At 72.8% G+C, this 15,294-nt stretch carries 16 protein-coding genes; 9 read left to right on the top strand and 7 right to left on the bottom strand.

What is annotated here, in order from left to right; translation table 11 throughout:
• Window positions 1–10 precede the first annotated feature (10 nt).
• Entirely contained in the window at window positions 11–1,462 is a 1,452-nt protein-coding gene (locus OG490_RS05335; protein ID WP_330295123.1) for a GAF domain-containing protein, read from the bottom strand.
• A 205-nt stretch (window positions 1,463–1,667) separates the two neighbouring features.
• On the opposite strand from OG490_RS05335, the gene OG490_RS05330 reads away from it, so the two are divergent.
• Both OG490_RS05330 and OG490_RS05325 read left to right on the top strand, forming a co-directional pair.
• Window positions 1,668–1,850, top strand: a complete 183-nt coding sequence (locus OG490_RS05330) for a hypothetical protein (RefSeq protein WP_330295122.1) — start codon at window positions 1,668–1,670, stop codon at window positions 1,848–1,850.
• A gap of 28 nt (window positions 1,851–1,878) precedes the next feature.
• Window positions 1,879–2,433, top strand: coding sequence for an MOSC domain-containing protein (locus OG490_RS05325; protein ID WP_330295121.1), 555 nt, complete (start codon window positions 1,879–1,881; stop codon window positions 2,431–2,433).
• A 29-nt stretch (window positions 2,434–2,462) separates the two neighbouring features.
• Here the strand turns inward: OG490_RS05325 and OG490_RS05320 are convergent, their stop codons facing one another.
• Together OG490_RS05320 and OG490_RS05315 are read right to left on the bottom strand one after the other, a co-directional pair.
• Window positions 2,463–3,251 (bottom strand): hypothetical protein, encoded by a 789-nt coding sequence (locus tag OG490_RS05320; RefSeq protein ID WP_330295120.1) that lies wholly within the window; start codon window positions 3,249–3,251, stop codon window positions 2,463–2,465.
• An 89-nt stretch (window positions 3,252–3,340) separates the two neighbouring features.
• Window positions 3,341–3,964, bottom strand: a complete 624-nt coding sequence (locus OG490_RS05315; RefSeq protein ID WP_330295119.1) for a class I SAM-dependent methyltransferase — start codon at window positions 3,962–3,964, stop codon at window positions 3,341–3,343.
• A gap of 168 nt (window positions 3,965–4,132) precedes the next feature.
• Here OG490_RS05315 and OG490_RS05310 point away from each other — a divergent pair, with 168 nt between their 5' ends.
• From OG490_RS05310 to OG490_RS05290, 5 genes are all read left to right on the top strand, one after another.
• A complete protein-coding gene (locus OG490_RS05310) occupies window positions 4,133–4,930 on the top strand; it encodes an MHYT domain-containing protein (protein WP_330295118.1) in 798 nt (265 codons plus the stop codon).
• A 184-nt stretch (window positions 4,931–5,114) separates the two neighbouring features.
• Complete coding sequence (locus OG490_RS05305; RefSeq protein ID WP_330295117.1) at window positions 5,115–7,859, top strand: nitrate- and nitrite sensing domain-containing protein; 2,745 nt, start codon at window positions 5,115–5,117, stop codon at window positions 7,857–7,859.
• Window positions 7,859–8,302: a roadblock/LC7 domain-containing protein gene (locus tag OG490_RS05300; protein ID WP_330295116.1), complete on the top strand. Its 444-nt coding sequence runs from the start codon at window positions 7,859–7,861 to the stop codon at window positions 8,300–8,302. Before OG490_RS05305 ends, OG490_RS05300 begins: the two co-directional genes overlap by 1 nt.
• Before the next feature lie 17 nt (window positions 8,303–8,319).
• A complete protein-coding gene (locus OG490_RS05295; RefSeq protein WP_330295115.1) occupies window positions 8,320–8,700 on the top strand; it encodes a DUF742 domain-containing protein in 381 nt (126 codons plus the stop codon).
• A complete protein-coding gene (locus tag OG490_RS05290) occupies window positions 8,700–9,362 on the top strand; it encodes a GTP-binding protein (RefSeq protein WP_330300786.1) in 663 nt (220 codons plus the stop codon). The genes OG490_RS05295 and OG490_RS05290 overlap by 1 nt, the downstream gene beginning before the upstream one ends.
• Before the next feature lie 53 nt (window positions 9,363–9,415).
• Here the strand turns inward: OG490_RS05290 and OG490_RS05285 are convergent, their stop codons facing one another.
• Window positions 9,416–9,844, bottom strand: a complete 429-nt coding sequence (locus OG490_RS05285) for a PPOX class F420-dependent oxidoreductase (RefSeq protein WP_330295114.1) — start codon at window positions 9,842–9,844, stop codon at window positions 9,416–9,418.
• Between the two features lie 107 nt (window positions 9,845–9,951).
• On the opposite strand from OG490_RS05285, the gene OG490_RS05280 reads away from it, so the two are divergent.
• Window positions 9,952–10,350, top strand: a complete 399-nt coding sequence (locus OG490_RS05280; protein WP_112449847.1) for a roadblock/LC7 domain-containing protein — start codon at window positions 9,952–9,954, stop codon at window positions 10,348–10,350.
• Window positions 10,351–10,488: 138 nt separating this feature from the next.
• Window positions 10,489–11,283: a DUF6397 family protein gene (locus tag OG490_RS05275; RefSeq protein ID WP_330295113.1), complete on the top strand. Its 795-nt coding sequence runs from the start codon at window positions 10,489–10,491 to the stop codon at window positions 11,281–11,283.
• Here the strand turns inward: OG490_RS05275 and OG490_RS05270 are convergent.
• From OG490_RS05270 to OG490_RS05260, 3 genes are all read right to left on the bottom strand, one after another.
• Window positions 11,247–11,648, bottom strand: coding sequence for a YchJ family protein (locus tag OG490_RS05270; RefSeq protein ID WP_330295112.1), 402 nt, complete (start codon window positions 11,646–11,648; stop codon window positions 11,247–11,249). The genes OG490_RS05275 and OG490_RS05270 overlap by 37 nt on opposite strands.
• Window positions 11,649–11,680: 32 nt before the next feature.
• Complete coding sequence (locus OG490_RS05265; protein ID WP_330295111.1) at window positions 11,681–12,580, bottom strand: acyl-CoA thioesterase; 900 nt, start codon at window positions 12,578–12,580, stop codon at window positions 11,681–11,683.
• A gap of 88 nt (window positions 12,581–12,668) precedes the next feature.
• On the bottom strand, window positions 12,669–15,191 hold the full coding sequence (locus OG490_RS05260) for a DEAD/DEAH box helicase (protein ID WP_330295110.1): 2,523 nt from the start codon (window positions 15,189–15,191) through the stop codon (window positions 12,669–12,671).
• Between the last annotated feature and the right edge of the window lie 103 nt (window positions 15,192–15,294).

Below are 15,294 nucleotides of genomic sequence, written 5' to 3'. Positions count from 1 at the left end.
CGCGGTGAGGCTAGGGGTGGACAGGTTGCGGGTACGTTGCACGGTCGCGCGGTAAACCCCTGTGGGAGGGGGCGAGTTGCGTCCTGGGGGTGCCATTCGGTGCGGGTGCGGGTGCGGGTGCGGGTGCGGCCCCAAGTCCAGGTCCAGGTCCAGGTCGAGGTCCAGATCCAGATCCAGGTCCGGTTCCGGGCCCGAGCGCCGGGAGCTTCGGCCCGAGTTCCGTGTCCAGGGCCCGTACGCGGTCCAGCGCGGCCGTCCGGTCGCCGGCGGGCAGCGCCGCCGCCAGGGCCCGCCACGCCTCCGGGTCCTCCGCACCCCACGGACTGCACACCCAGTCGGTCAGCAGCCCCGCGTCGGCCCGTGCGATCACGGCGGCCCGTGCCTGGTCCTCGATGCGGCGCCGCAGTCGGACGATGCCCGGCGCGGCGGACGCGGGAAGCAGGGGACCCGGGTAGCGGGCCAGCGCCGCCGAGACCGCTCCGGTGGCCAGGTGGCGGGTGACGGCGGTGAAATCGGCCTCCAGCGGCGCCGCCGTGCGGTACGGGCGGGAGAGCGGGGCCCCGGGACCGAGCACAACGCGCAGCCGGGACATTTCGGCACGCAGGGTCACCGGGGACACCGACTCGTCCTCGTACAGGGCGATCGCCAGCTCGTCCCCCGACAGGCCCTCGGGATGGTGCGCGAGCAGTGCCATGATCTCGCTGTGCCGCCGCCCGAGCCGGATCTCGCGGCCGTCGCCGACCAGCAGCGCCTCGTCCCGGCCGAGCGCGGTGAGCGTGTCCCCGGTGGCCGTCGGGACCGCGGGTGCCAGCAGCGCCAGCTGGGCTTCCGCCGCACGCGCCACCGCCCGTACAAAGGCGAGGGAGTGCGGGTGGGCCAGCCAGTCGCCGCCGGTCACGTCCACGGCGCCGAGCAGCCGGCCGGTGCGGGGATCGCGGACCGGAGCCGCCGCGCAGGTCCAGGGATGCACCCGGCGGCTGAAGTGCTCGGCGCCGAAGACCTGGACCGGTTCCCCGACCGCCACCGCCGTGCCGGGCGCGTTCGTGCCCATGTCCGTCTCCGACCAGCTGGCCCCCGGCACGAAGCCGAGACCTTCGGCCCGGCGCATCGTGGCGGTCGCTCCCTCCACCCAGAGCAGGCTGCCCTGCGCGTCGCACACCGCCAGCAGGTGTTCCCCGTGCGCGGCGAAGGCCCCGACCAGGTCCCGGAACAGCGGCAGCACCCGGGCCAGCGGATGCTGCTCCCGGTACGCCAGCAGCTCCGGCCCGGCCAGTTCCACCCGGGGCGTGCACTCCGGGCTGACCCGGGCCCGGGCGCAGCGGCGCCAGGACCTCGCGATGACCGCCCGGACCGGGGCCTCGACCCGCCCGTCCCGGGTGAACGCGGCGTGGGCCCGTCGCAGTTCCCGCGCCCGCCGGGCGGGATCGGCCCCGCCCGGCAGAGCCACCGAAGGATCGTCCATGTAGCCTCCCGTGCCGCCGCGGTGCCCTGGTGCCCGGAGCGCCCCCATCGTCGTCCGGCCCCGCCGCCCCGACAAGCGGTACGTCGGCCAGTGGACCGACCAGTCCCCGCCGTCCCGCGTCCAGGGCGGGCGCGCGGCCGGGAACGCGGGAGCGGGGGTGGGCGTTGAGTGGGGTAGTGGCCGACGGAGGAAGAGGTGTCCGCAGATGTCCAAGAGCGGAAAGGTCGCGGTTGCCGGAGTCGCGGCAGCCATCGTGTTGTTCTGGGCGGTCGGGTTCTGGGCGGGACTGCTGGTCCTGATCGGTGTGCCGACGGCTGCCTACCTGCTGTTGGACTCCTCCCAGCGTCGTAGGCTGCGGGGTATCTCGAGGAAGCAGATCGGCCGCTGAAGGCGGCGCGATGGGACAAAGGGGGGCCATGAGTACGGCACGGGCAGGACAGGTCGCGGCGGTCAGCAGCAACGGTGTCTATTCGTTCACCAAGCCCACGCGCGAGAGCATCACGCTCCTCGCAGGGCTCGGGGTGGAAGGCGACGTCCACGCGGGGACCACGGTCAAGCACCGCTCCCGCGTGGCCCAGGATCCGACGCAGCCGAACCTCCGGCAGGTGCACCTGATCCACCGGGAGCTCTTCGAGGAGGTCGCCGAAGCGGGGTACGAGGTCGCTCCGGGCCAGCTCGGGGAGAACGTCACCACGGAGGGCATAGACCTCCTAGGCCTGCCGACCGGCACGCTGTTGCGCCTGGGCCCGGACGCGGTGGTCGAGGTGACCGGCCTGCGCAACCCCTGCCAGCAGATCGACGGGTTCCAGTACGGGCTGCTCAAGCAGGTCGTGAGCCGGGACGACGAGGGCAGCCTGCTCCGCAAGGCCGGGATCATGGGTGTGGTCCACCGGGGCGGCACCATCCGCCCCGGCGACACCATCGAGATAACGCTCCCGCCGACCCCGCACGTCCCGCTCGACCGCGTCTGAGCCGAACCGGCTCCCGGTCTCCCCTCGGCCTAGGCCGGCCGCACCGCGACGCGGTCCAGCGCCGCCAGCAGTCGAGACAGTTCCGGGAGCTCGGCGTCCCCCTCGGGGGGCACCGGCAGGACCTCGCCCGGCTCCTCGTCCAGCAGGACGAAGGCCGCCCCGCCGGTGCGGGCCACCAGCGACCACCCGGGCCCGTCCACCCGTAGCGTCCGGGTCTCCTCGCCCGCGAAGGACGACCGGACCCGGCCCGGCGGCGGCGGGCTCTGCGTGTACCCCAGAGCCTCCTTCAGCGCCCGCGCCAGCCCCGGGTGCGAGGCCGCGGCCGCCCCGCCGTCCGTGGCGACGCGCTCGCTCCACTCGCTCCACTGCCGGGCGATCTGGTCGGCGCCCATCCGCCGCTGCGCCGCCCCCCAGGCCTCGGCCGACGGGGGTGCGAGCGGCACCCGCCCCGTGCCGTCCGCGCCCTGTTCCGGATCGTGCGGTTCCGGTATCCCCGCGGCGGCCACCGACAGCTCCAGCGGCCAGCCGGCCAGGGAGACCACGATGGAGCGTTCGTCGGGGGACAGGTCGTACTCCATCCCGCAGTCCCACGAGGCGATGGCCATGGCCACGAGGGAGACGTCGTCCACGACGACCGTCCAGCGCGCGCCCACCTCGTCCTGCCCGAGCACCAGCCCGTATCCGGCTGCCGCCGGGGGCACGCCCAGCAACGAGCAGGCCTCGGGGAAGTCGTCACCCAGGATGCTCGGGAACTGCGCGGGGGTCAGCAGTACGGCGGTCAGCACGTACAGCGAACCGCCCTCGTCCTCGTCGGACACGTGGCCTCCCGTAGCTCTCTTGTCGGCGCACCCTAACCAGCGGGTAACCGCCGCGTCGAGAGCGCGCGGGAGACGATTTCCAAGCCCGTTCAGGGCGTGCGGACCGCCAGTGCGAGGAAGCGGGCGTCCTCGTCGGCGTACGAGGTCAGGCGCCAGCCCGAACCGGCCAGCAGCGGGCCGAGGTTGTGCTCGGCGCGCAGGTCCTCGGGGGTCAGCGCGCGGCCGTGGCGCGCGGCGAGCGCGGCTCGCCCGATCGGGTGGAACAGTGCGAGCCGGCCGCCGGGGCGGACCACGCGGGCGAGTTCGCGCAGGTTGGCCGCGGGCTCCGGCAGGTGGGCGATCAGGCCGGCGGCGAACACCGCGTCCAGCGCCTCGTCGCGCAGCGGCAGCCGGACCACGTCCGCGAGCAGCAGGGTGCCCTCGGCGTCCCGGCCGGCGTCCCGCGCGGCGCTGAGCATCTGCGGGGTGACGTCGGCGCCGAGCACGGTTCCCGACGGGCCGACGGCCGCGCGCAGCGCGGTCAGTGCCCGCCCGGTGCCGCAGCCGGCGTCGAGCACCCGGTCCCCGGGCCGCAGTCCGAACTCGGCCACGGCGGCCGTGAAGGCCGGCCCGTCCCCGGGGAACTTGCGGTCCCAGTCGCCCGCGCGTGCTCCGAAGAACTCCTGGACGTGGTGCTGGTCCTGTGCACGCTCCTGCGTGCGGTCTTCGCTCATGCGCCCATGATCCCCCACGCGCACGCTGGCACATGCCTGCGGAACGTGTGCAAGGTGGTACGTGGTGTGATCGAAGATGAACGTAGCTCTGTCATATTCCAGCAGTTCCAGTGGCTTTCGAAATGCTCCCCTTGTTCGCGCCCTCACCCGGACTAGCGTCCCGTGGCCATGGGACACCTGGACCACGCCGCCTATGGCTGGCTTACCCCCGCGCTGTCATACGTGATGGCTTCGATCGGCGCTGCCCTCGGGCTGCGCTGCACCGTCCGCGCGCTCGACGCGACGACCGGATCCTCCCGCCGCAACTGGCTCCTCACGGCGGCCTCCGCCATCGGGACCGGCATCTGGACGATGCACTTCGTCGCGATGCTCGGCTTCCACGTCACCGGAACCGAGATCCACTACAACGTGCCGCTGACCATCCTCAGCCTGCTCGTCGCCATGGTCGTCGTCGGAGCCGGAGTCTTCGTCGTCGGCTACGGCAAGGACCGCGGCCGGGCCCTCGTCCTCGGCGGCCTCACCACCGGCATCGGCGTCGCGAGCATGCACTACCTCGGCATGGCGGCCCTGCGCCTGCACGGCACGGTCTCCTACGCGCCGCTGACGGTCGGGCTCTCCGTCGCCATCGCCGTCGTCGCCGCCACCGCGGCCCTGTGGGCCGCGCTCAACATCAAGTCCCCGATGGCCGTCGCCGTCGCCTCGCTCGTCATGGGCGCGGCGGTCAGCAGCATGCACTACACCGGCATGCTCGCCGTCGCCGTCAACGTCGTCCCCTCGGACGAGGCGCTGCCGGGAGCCACCGCCATGCAGTTCATCTTCCCGCTCGCCGTCGGCCTCGGCTCCTACCTCTTCATCACCTCCGCGTTCGTCGCGCTGTCCCCGACCGCCGACGAGCGGACGGCCTCCGCCGCGGCCTCCGCCGACCGGCGCCTCGGTGAACAGGGCGCGCCCGCTTCCGTCCTCTGAGCCCGCGGCCACCCCGGCCGTCGCCCGCGGTCGCCCGTCGGGGCCGTGACCGCCCGCCGCCCCACCGCCCACCGCCCCGCTTCCGCCACCGTCCCGCTTCCGCCGCCGTCCCCGCCAACGCCATCGCCCCGCCGCCGTCCCCGCCACCGTCACCTACGCCCGCACCGCCCGGAACGAGGAGCCCATGCGCAGACCCCGCAGATCACCGGAAGCAGCGGCGCAGCGGCCGCCCGCGCCTGCGGACGCCCGCGCCAAGGGGACGGGCCGCCGTGCGCACGCCGGGCCGCCCGCCGAGGAGTCGGCGGACCGCGAGGGCCGCGCCCCGTTCCCCGTCATACCCGGCGGGGGCAGCGGCAAGGGCGGCCGTGCCGGCGGCGGTACGAGGCTGCGGCTGCGCCCCGCCACCGTCCGCGCGAAGATCGTCTCGCTGCTGATGGTGCCGGTGGTCTCGCTGCTCGCCCTCTGGGGCTTCGCCACCGTGGACGCCGCCCAGGACATCGGCCGCCTGAGCCGTGCCCAGCAGGTCGACCGGGAACTCAGGGCCCCCGTCGCGGCGGCCGTCACCGAGTTGCAGGCCGAACGCCGCGCCGCCGTCCGGCTGCTGGCCGACCCCACCGCCGGACAGGCCGCGACCGCCCAGGCCCCCGGCCAGCCCGGCGCCCTGGACCAGCAGGCGAGCCGCACCGACACCGCCGTACGGGCACTGCGGCTCGGCGACCGCAACACCGTGGCCGACTCCGGCGACTACCGGACCGACATCGTGGTCCGGCTGCGCGCGTTCGTCGCCGCGGCCGAAGCGCTGGGCCCGGCGCGCAAGGACATCGCCGAGCACCGTGCCACCCTGGACGCCGCCTACGAGACGTACACCGGCTTGATCGATTCGGCCCTGGAGGTCTGCGGAGCCCTCTCCGGCGGTGGCCGGGACGCGGAACTCGGCTCCGACGCCCGGGTCCTGCTGGAGTTCGCGCGAGCCGGGGAGCAGCTGTCGCGGGAGGACGCGCTGCTGACCGTGCCGGGGCCGCGCAGCGCCGAAACGACGCGCCGCCTGACCGGCGCGGTCGAAACCCGCCGGGCCCTGACGGACGCCGCCGCCCGGGACCTGCCCGAAGCCCAGCAGGGCGCCTGGCAGTCGGTGGCCCGGAGCGCCGTCTACGCCGATCTCACCGGAGCCGAGGACCAGGCGCTGGCCGCTCCGGCGGGCGGAGCCGCGAAGGACACCTCGGCCAAGGATCCCGCAGCCAAGGACACCCGCGCCGGGGCGGCGTCCGGGGCGGCGGCCGCGACCGTACCCGTCGGCTGGGAGGCCGCGTACACCTCCGTCTCCGCCTCCATGCGGGAGATCGGGAACGCTGCCCACGCGGCCTCCGCGGACCGCGGCGACCCGGTCGGCGCGGGGGTGGTGAGCCCCGCCGGAATCGCGGTGGTGCTGGGTCTGGCCGCCGTGGCCGCCTCGCTCGTCATCTCGGTCCGCATCGGCCGCGCCCTCGTCGTCGAACTGGTCTCGCTGCGCAACACCGCTCTGGAGATCGCCCACCGCAAACTGCCGCACGCCATGGACCGGTTGCGAGCCGGTCAGGACATCGACGTGGCCGCCGAAACCCCGCCGGGCCCGGCCGCCGAGGACGAGATCGCCCAGGTCGGCGAGGCGCTGGCCACCGTCCACCGGGCCGCGCTCAGCGCCGCCGTCGAACGCGCCGAACTGGCGAGCGGCGTGAGCGGGGTCTTCGTCAACCTTGCCCGGCGCAGCCAGGTCCTGGTGCACAAGCAGCTCACCCTGCTCGACTCGATGGAACGCCGCGCCGACGACCCGAACGAGCTCGGCGACCTCTTCCGCCTCGACCACCTCACCACCCGGATGCGAAGGCACGCGGAAAGTCTGATCATCCTGTCGGGTGCGGCCCCGGGCCGTGCCTGGAGGATGCCGATCCCGCTGACCAACGTCGTACGGGCCGCGGTCTCCGAGATCGAGGACTACCCGCGCGTCGAGGTCCGCCAGCTCGCGGAGGCGGCCGTCATCGGCGGGGCCGTGGCCGACCTCACGCACCTGCTCGCCGAACTCATCGAGAACGCGACCCAGTTCTCCCCGCCCCACACCAAGGTCCGGGTCAGCGGAGAGCCCGTCGGCGCCGGCTACGTCCTGGAGGTCGAGGACCGGGGACTCGGCATGGGCCGCGAGGCCCTCCAGGAGGCCAACCGGCGCATCGAACAGTCGGAGGCGCTCGACCTCTTCGACAGCGACCGGCTCGGGCTCTTCGTGGTCAGCCGCCTCTCCGCCCGCCACGGAGTGAAGGTGCACCTGCGCATGTCGCCGTACGGCGGCACCACCGCGGTGGTGCTGCTCCCGAACTCCCTGCTCCAGGGGGCCCTCACGGCCGCCCCGCCCGTCGGGGACCGGCCGCGGGAGCGCCGCCCCGCGTCGGAGCCGGCCCCGGAGCAGGCCCTCGAGCGGGTGCCGGAGCCGTCCCCGGCGATGAGCGTCGTACGGGACGACGTGCGCGGGATCCCGGTCCCGGACCGCAGCCCCCTGCGGGAGGAGCCCCTCCCCGCCCCGGTGGCCCCGATCCGCCCGCTCGGCTCCGGCGGCGCGGGTCCCCGTACGCCCGCCCCGGCGGTCGCGGCGGCCTCCCCGACGGCCTCCGTGGCCCGGGCCGCTTCCCCGGCCCCGGCCGGGGCCACGGTGACCGAACTGCCGCGCCGGGTCCGCCAGGCCAGCCTCGTCCCGCAACTGCGCGAGGCCCCCGCCGCCAAGGCTCCGGCCCCGGCACGCGGCACCGAGGACCCTCCCGGGCGCAGCCCCGAGCAGGCGCGCGACCGGATGGCGGCGTACCGGGCCGGCTGGGTGCGCGGCACTCGGGCGAGCACCGGGGCGGGCATCCACGAGAACTCCCCCCACGCAGGCAGCGAAGGCGAAGGCGAAGGAGCACGGTGATGATCGAACACCAGAGAATCGACCTCGACGGCATCCGCAGGTCCGGGGAACTGGACTGGCTGCTGGACGACCTCGTGGTCCGGGTCCGGGAGGTCCGGCACGCGGTGGTCCTGTCCAACGACGGTCTGGCGGTGGGTGCTTCCAGCGCGCTCAGCCGGGAGGACGCCGAACACCTGGCGGCCGTGGCCTCAGGCTTCCACAGCCTGGCCAAGGGCGCGGGCCGGCACTTCCACGCCGGGGGCGTGCGCCAGACGATGGTGGAGATGGACGAGGGCTTCCTCTTCGTCGCGGCCGCCGGAGACGGCTCCTGCCTGGCCGTGCTCAGCGGGGCGGGCGCCGACATGGGGCTGATCGCCTACGAAATGGCCCGGCTGGTGAAGCGGGTCGGCGAACACCTGTACACCCCGCCGCGGTTCTCGGCACGCCCGCCGGCCGCCGGTTGAGGGCGGCGGTCCGGAGCATGAACGGCCAGTGGTACGACGCCGACGCGGGCCCGCTCGTCCGTCCGTACGCCATGACCGGCGGGCGTACGAAGCCGGGGCCGCACGGGGTCCGGTTCGACCTGATCGCCCTGGTCGCCGTGGACCCGGCGGGGACGGACGAGGCGGCCGAGTCGCTGCTGGAGCCCGAACACCGGGCGCTGCTCGGCCTGTGCAGGGACGAGACCCAGTCGGTGGCGGAGCTCGCGGCGGACGCGGACCTGCCCGTGGGCGTGGTGCGGGTGCTGCTCGGGGACCTGCTGGAGGCCGGACACGTCAAGGTGAGCCGGCCGGTGCCCCCGGCGCAGCTGCCGGACGAGCGGATTCTGCGTGAAGTCATCGAGGGATTGCGAGCGCTGTGATGGGACTGCACGACAACGCGGGCGCCGGAGCCGGAGCGGGCGCCGGAGGCGGAGCGGGTGCCGAGGACGGCGAGCTGGCCGCGCTCGCGCTGAAGATACTCGTGGCGGGCGGCTTCGGCGTGGGCAAGACCACCCTGGTCGGGTCGGTCAGCGAGATCCGGCCGCTGCGGACGGAGGAACTGCTCAGCGAGGCGGGGGAGCTGGTCGACGACACGGGCGGGGTAGACCAGAAGACGACGACGACCGTGGCCATGGACTTCGGGCGGATCACCATCCGGTCGGGGCTCTCGCTGTACCTGTTCGGGACGCCGGGGCAGGACCGTTTCTGGTTCCTGTGGGACGAGCTGTCGCAGGGCGCGCTGGGAGCGGTGGTGCTGGCGGACACGCGCAGGCTCGAGGACTGCTTCCCGGCGGTGGACTACTTCGAACACCGGCGGATCCCGTTCGTGGTCGCCGTCAACTGCTTCACGAACGCGCGGCGGTACGCCTCGAACGAGGTGGCGCGGGCGCTGGACCTGGATCAGGGCACACCGGTGGTGCTGTGCGACGCGCGGGACAAGGATTCGGGGAAGGAAGTGCTGATCCGGCTGGTGGAGTACGCGGGGCGGGTGCACACGGCCCGGCTGCTGGAGTCGGTGGAGCCGCAGGCCGATTCGGTATGAGGCGGACCGGCCCGCGGGCACGCGTGTCAGTCGGTTCGGACGGTTCGGTCGCTTCAGTCGGTGATCCCGTTCACGGTGATCACCTTCTCGATTCCGACGCGGACGAGGAGTTCACCGGGAACGGCGTTGCGGCGGCCGAAGGCCTCGCCCTGCTCCTCTCCCATGTACCGGGCGCCGATCCGGGAGGCCCACGGGAGCATCTCGTCCAAGTCCTCGCTGATCTCGGCGCGGCCCTGGAGCACGACGTAGGAGTACGGAGGCCGGTCGTCGTCCACACAGAGCGCGACCCGGCCGTCACGGGCCAGATTGCGCCCCTTGACGGTGTCCTTCCCGGTGTTGAACACGAAGGAATCCCCGTCGAGAACGAACCAGATGGGAGCGATGTGGGGGCTTCCGTCCGCTCGGACGGTGGACAGTTTTCCGGTGCGAGTGGAGTGGGAGACGAACGCCCGCCATTCCTCTTGAGTCATCTTCTTCACCATGCGTCCATCCTCCTTGCCGGAAAGCCGCTGGTGGGGAAGGCTGGCGGCACGAGTGGTGAGGGGTGGGGCGCGGCCGGGCCGGGCGCGTCGACGGGGAGGGACTGAATATGGCTCTGGACAAGCAACTGGACTGGTTGCTCGATGATTTGACCCGCCGGGTCCAGCAGGTCCGGCATGCGGTGGTGCTCTCCAACGACGGCCTGGTGACGGGGGCGAGTGCGGGCCTCGCGCGGGAGGACGCGGAGCACCTGGCGGCCGTCGCGGCGGGGCTGCAGAGCCTGGCGAAGGGCTCGGGGCGGCATTTCCGGGCGGGCGAGGTGCGCCAGACGATGGTCGAGTACGACGAGGGGGTCCTCTTCGTGATGGCGGCGGGGGCGGGCAGCTGCCTGTGCGTCCTGAGCGCTGCCGAGGCCGACATCGGTCACGTCGCGTACGAGATGACGCTGCTGGTGAACCGGGTGGGGGAGCACCTGGGGGTCGCGGAGCGGCGGATCACGGGGGGCTGACCGGGGCCGGTCCTGGGACGGCCCTGAGCTGACCTGCTCTGACCTGGGCTTTTCTGGATATCCACAGCCCCAGCGCGATGTCGTCGCGCTGAGTTACGTTCTTCACACACAGTAATCACTTCTGGTGGGGAGAGCGTGATGACGAAGACGATCGTGCGCGGGGAAGCGGTGGAGGGCCTCGTGGGCGGCGGACGGGCCGCGGGGGAACTGGGGCTGAGCCGGAGCGAGTTCGCCCGCGCCGTACAACTGGGCATCGTGCGTGCCGGGCCGCCGGGACCCGGCGGCGCCGCACGCTTCACCCCGACCGAGCTCGGCCGGGTCCGGTCGGCCGAAGGGTCGCCCGACACGCTGCGCGGGCTCGTGGAGACGGTGGCGGGAGCGGAAGCGGCGGCCGCCGCCCTGGGAGTCGGCCCGAGCAGGTTCACCCGGCTCGCGCGCTGCGGACACGTCACCCCGGTGGGGTACCGGATCAACCGGTACCGGGCGGTGGTCTGGCTCTATCTGACCGCGGAGCTACGGGACTTCGCGGCCGCCAAGCCCGGGATGCTGCGCGGGAGCGCCCCGCCGGGGGACCGGGAGCTGGTGGCGGCCAAGGCCGACCTGCGGCCCCGGAAGTGGCGGGAGCGGCACGTCGGGCTGCTGCTGAGACGGACCGCCGACCCCTGGGAGCGGGCGGCCGTACTGGCCTCCGTGCTCCCGGAATCCGATGTGCGCGAGACCGCACCCGACCCGGCCGAGCGGATCCTGCTCGCGGGGCTCGCTCCACCCGCGCCCTATGGGCATCCGCAGCTCCCGGCGGCCGCCGCCGTGGCGGCCCGGCTGCTGGTGGCGGAGGATCCGGACGAGATCCTCTGGTACCGCACCAGCCTGGACTTCGCGCTGACCGGAGCCCGGGGTCAGTCGAAGTCGACGGGGGAGAGGGGGCCGACGTAGACCCAGGCTCCGGCCTCGCGGGAGAAGCTGCTGTGTTCGTGCAGTGAGCCGGTGTGCCGGCCCTCGCGGTAGTGCGCCCGGAACTCCACCGAGCCCTCCGTCTCGAACATGCCGCCGCGCCCGGTGGACAGGATCTCCAGTCGCTCCCAGCGCTGCCCGGGGTCCAGCTCGAGGCTGCCCGGCCGGGTCGAGGGATGCCAGGAGCGCAGCAGGTAGGCGGTGTCGCCGACGGCGAAGGCGCTGAAGCGGGAACGCATCAGCAGTTCGGCGGTGGGCGCCTGCCGCTCGCCGGAGTGGAAGCGGCCGCAGCACTCCGGGTAGGCGGCGGGCAGCCCGCAGGGGCAGGGCAGGGCCGGGGTGGGCATGGGTGCACTCAGTTCTTCGGGGAGGGGGCGGACTACTGGGGCGACACGGGCGGCTTGGACGCCTTGGCGCCGTACGGGCGGAAGAGGCCTTCCTGGACCACCGAGACCAGCAGCCGGCCCTCGAGGTCGTAGATCCGGCCGCGGGCCAGACCCCGGCCGCCGTGCGCGATGGGCGACTCCTGGTCGTACAGGAACCACTCGTCCGCCCGGAACGGCCGGTGGAACCACATGGCGTGGTCGAGGGAGGCCATGTCGAAACCGCGCATGCCCCACAGCGGTTCCACGGGGATGCGCACGGCGTCGAGGAGGGTCATGTCACTGGCGTAGGTGAGGGCGCAGGTGTGCACGAGCGGGTCGTCGCCCAGCGGGCCCACGGCGCGCATCCACACCGCGCTGCGCGGATCGGCGCCCTTGAGCTCCTCGGGGGTCCAGCGGAGCCGGTCCACGTACCGGATGTCGAAGGGCTGGCGGCGGGCCATCCGCTCCAGTGCCTCCGGCAGCGCGCCCAGGTGTTCGCGGATCTCGTCCACGACCTTCGGGAGCGTGTCCGGGTGCGGGAAATGGCGAGGACGCAGCTGGTGCTCGATGCTGCCCTCCTCCGGCTGATGGAAGGAAGCGGTCAGATTGAAGATGGTCTTGCCCTGCTGGACCGCGGTGACCCGGCGGGTGGTGAAGGAGCGCCCGTCGCGCACCCGCTCCACCTGGTACACGATCGGCACCCCGGGGATACCGGGGCGCAGGAAGTACGAGTGGAGGGAGTGGACCGGCCGGTCGCCCTCGGTGGTGCGGCCGGCCGCCACCAGGGCCTGTCCGGCGACCTGGCCGCCGAACACGCGCTGGAGGGACTCCTGGGGGCTCGCGCCCCGGAAGATGTTGACCTCGATCTGCTCCAGGTCGAGCAGATCGACCAGCCTCTCGGCGGGGTTCGTCATCAGAGGATCTCCACTGTCGGGGCCGGCGCCCGTGGTGGCGCCGGTTCGGTTGCGGTTGCGGGTCCCCCCGGACGGAACCCGGGGGAGGTCAGAGCTGGCCGAGCTCGCCGACCGAGGTGACGCGGATGACGGCCCGGCCCTCCTCGTCCGACGCCGCGAGGTCGACCTCGGCGCTGATGCCCCAGCCATGGTCCCCGTTGGGGTCCGCGAAGGTCTGGCGGACGCGCCACAGGCCGTGCGCCGGGTCCTCCTCGATCTGGAGCAGCTTGGGGCCGCGCGCGTCGGGACCGGTACCGAGGTCGTCGTACTCGTCCCAGTAGCCGTCCAGGGCGTCGCCCCAGGCATCGGCGTCCCAGCCGGACTCGCCGTCCAGCTCGCCGAGCACGTTGACGTGGTCCAGGGCGGCCAGCTCCACCCGGCGGAACATGGCGTTGCGGACCAGGACGCGGAAGGCGCGGGAGTTCGCCGTGACCGGCTTGACCTGGTCGGCCTTCTCCTGGGCCTGCTCCGCCGTCTCCACCTCCGGGTTCGCCAGCTGCTCCCACTCGTCGAGCAGGCTGGAGTCGACCTGGCGGACCAGCTCGCCGAGCCAGGCGATCAGGTCCTGGAGGTCCTCGGACTTGAGGTCGTCGGGGATGGTGTGGTCCAGCGCCTTGTACGCGCTCGCCAGATAGCGCAGCACGATGCCCTCGGTGCGGGCGAGTTCGTAGTACGAGGTGAACTCGGTGAAGGTCATCGCGCGTTCGTACATGTCGCGGATGATCGACTTCGGGGAGACGGGGTGGTCGCGGACCCACGGGTGGCTCTTGCTGTACACGCCGTAGGCGTGCAGGAGCAGCTCTTCGAGGGGCTTGGGATAGGTGATCTCCTGGAGCCGCTCCATGCGCTCCTCGTACTCGACCCCGTCGGCCTTCATCGCGCCCACGGCCATGCCGCGTTCCTTGTTCTGCTGGGCGGCGAGGATCTGGCGGGGATCGTCCAGCGTGGACTCGACGACGGAGACCATGTCCAGTGCGTAGGAGGGGGACTCCGGGTCCAGCAGGTCGAAGGAGGCCAGTGCGAAGGTGGACAGCGGCTGGTTGAGCGCGAAGTCCTGCTGGAGGTCGACGGTCAGCCGGATCGAGCGGCCCTCGGCATCGGGGGTGTCGAGCTTCTCGACCACCCCGCCGTCGAGCAGCGAGCGGTAGATCGCGATGGCCCGGCGGATGTGCCGCAGCTGGGCCTTGCGCGGCTCGTGGTTGTCCTCCAGCAGGTGGCGCATCGCCTGGAAGGCGTCGCCGGGCCGGGCGATGACCGACAGGAGCATGATGTTGGTGACCTTGAAGCGCGAGGTCAGCGCCTCCGGGTCGGCGGCGATCAGCTTCTCGAAGGTCGTGTCCGACCAGGCGACGAAGCCCTCGGGGGCCTTCTTGCGGACCACCTTGCGGCGCTTCTTCGGATCGTCGCCCGCCTTCGCCAGGGCCTTCTCGTTCTCGATGACGTGCTCGGGCGCCTGGGCCACCACATAGCCCGCCGTGTCGAAGCCGGCCCGGCCGGCGCGGCCGGCGATCTGGTGGAACTCGCGGGCGCGCAGCGTGCGGACCCGGGTGCCGTCGTACTTGGTCAGCGCGGTGAACAGCACCGTGCGGATCGGGACGTTGACGCCGACGCCCAGGGTGTCGGTACCGCAGATGACCTTCAGCAGGCCGGCCTGGGCCAGCTTCTCCACCAGGCGGCGGTACTTGGGCAGCATGCCCGCGTGGTGCACGCCGATGCCGTGGCGGACGTAACGGGAGAGGTTCTGGCCGAACTTGGTGGTGAAGCGGAAGTTGCCGATCAGATCGGCGATCTTGTCCTTCTCCTCGCGCGTGCACATGTTGATGCTCATCAGCGACTGCGCCCGCTCGACCGCCTGGGCCTGGGTGAAGTGCACGATGTAGACCGGCGCCTGCCGGGTCTCCAGCAGCTCGGTGATGGTGTCGGTGATCGGCGTCGTGACGTACTCGTACGAGAGCGGGACGGGCCGGGTCGCGGAGCGGACCATCGAGGTGGGCCGGCCCGTGCGCCGGGTCAGGTCCTCCTCGAAGCGCTTCATGTCGCCGAGCGTCGCCGACATCAGGATGAACTGCGCCTGCGGCAGCTCCAGGATCGGGATCTGCCAGGCCCAGCCGCGGTCCTGCTCGGCGTAGAAGTGGAATTCGTCCATCACGACCTGGCCGATGTCGGCGTACTTGCCGTCGCGCAGGGCGATCGAGGCCAGCACCTCGGCGGTACAGCAGATCACCGGGGCGTCCGAGTTCACCGAGGCGTCGCCGGTCAGCATGCCGACGTTCTCGGTGCCGAAGAGCTTGCACAGGTCGAAGAACTTCTCCGAGACCAGGGCCTTGATCGGAGCGGTGTAGAAGGTGACCTTGTCCTGGGCCAGTGCCGTGAAGTGGGCGCCCGCCGCGACCAGGCTCTTGCCGGAGCCGGTCGGGGTGGAAAGGATCACGTTCGCGCCGGTGACCACCTCCATCAGCGCCTCCTCCTGAGCCGGGTACAGGGTGATGCCCTGGTCCTCCGCCCACGAGGAGAAAGCCTCGAAGAGGGCATCGGGGTCGGCGTTCGGCGGGAGCTGATCAATGAGGGTCACACCCCCCATCTTGCCTGGCTTCCCCCCGGATGAGGGAACCGGCGGACGGAAGGAAGATCATCGACGGTACGCTGTGCCGTCGACACGGCCCGAGCGACACCGT

The sequence above is a fragment of the Streptomyces sp. NBC_00503 genome (assembly GCF_036346895.1).
Taxonomy (GTDB): Bacteria; Actinomycetota; Actinomycetes; order Streptomycetales; family Streptomycetaceae; genus Streptomyces.
Note: the sequence above shows the minus strand (reverse complement) of the source record. Positions and strands in the feature narration are given on the sequence as shown.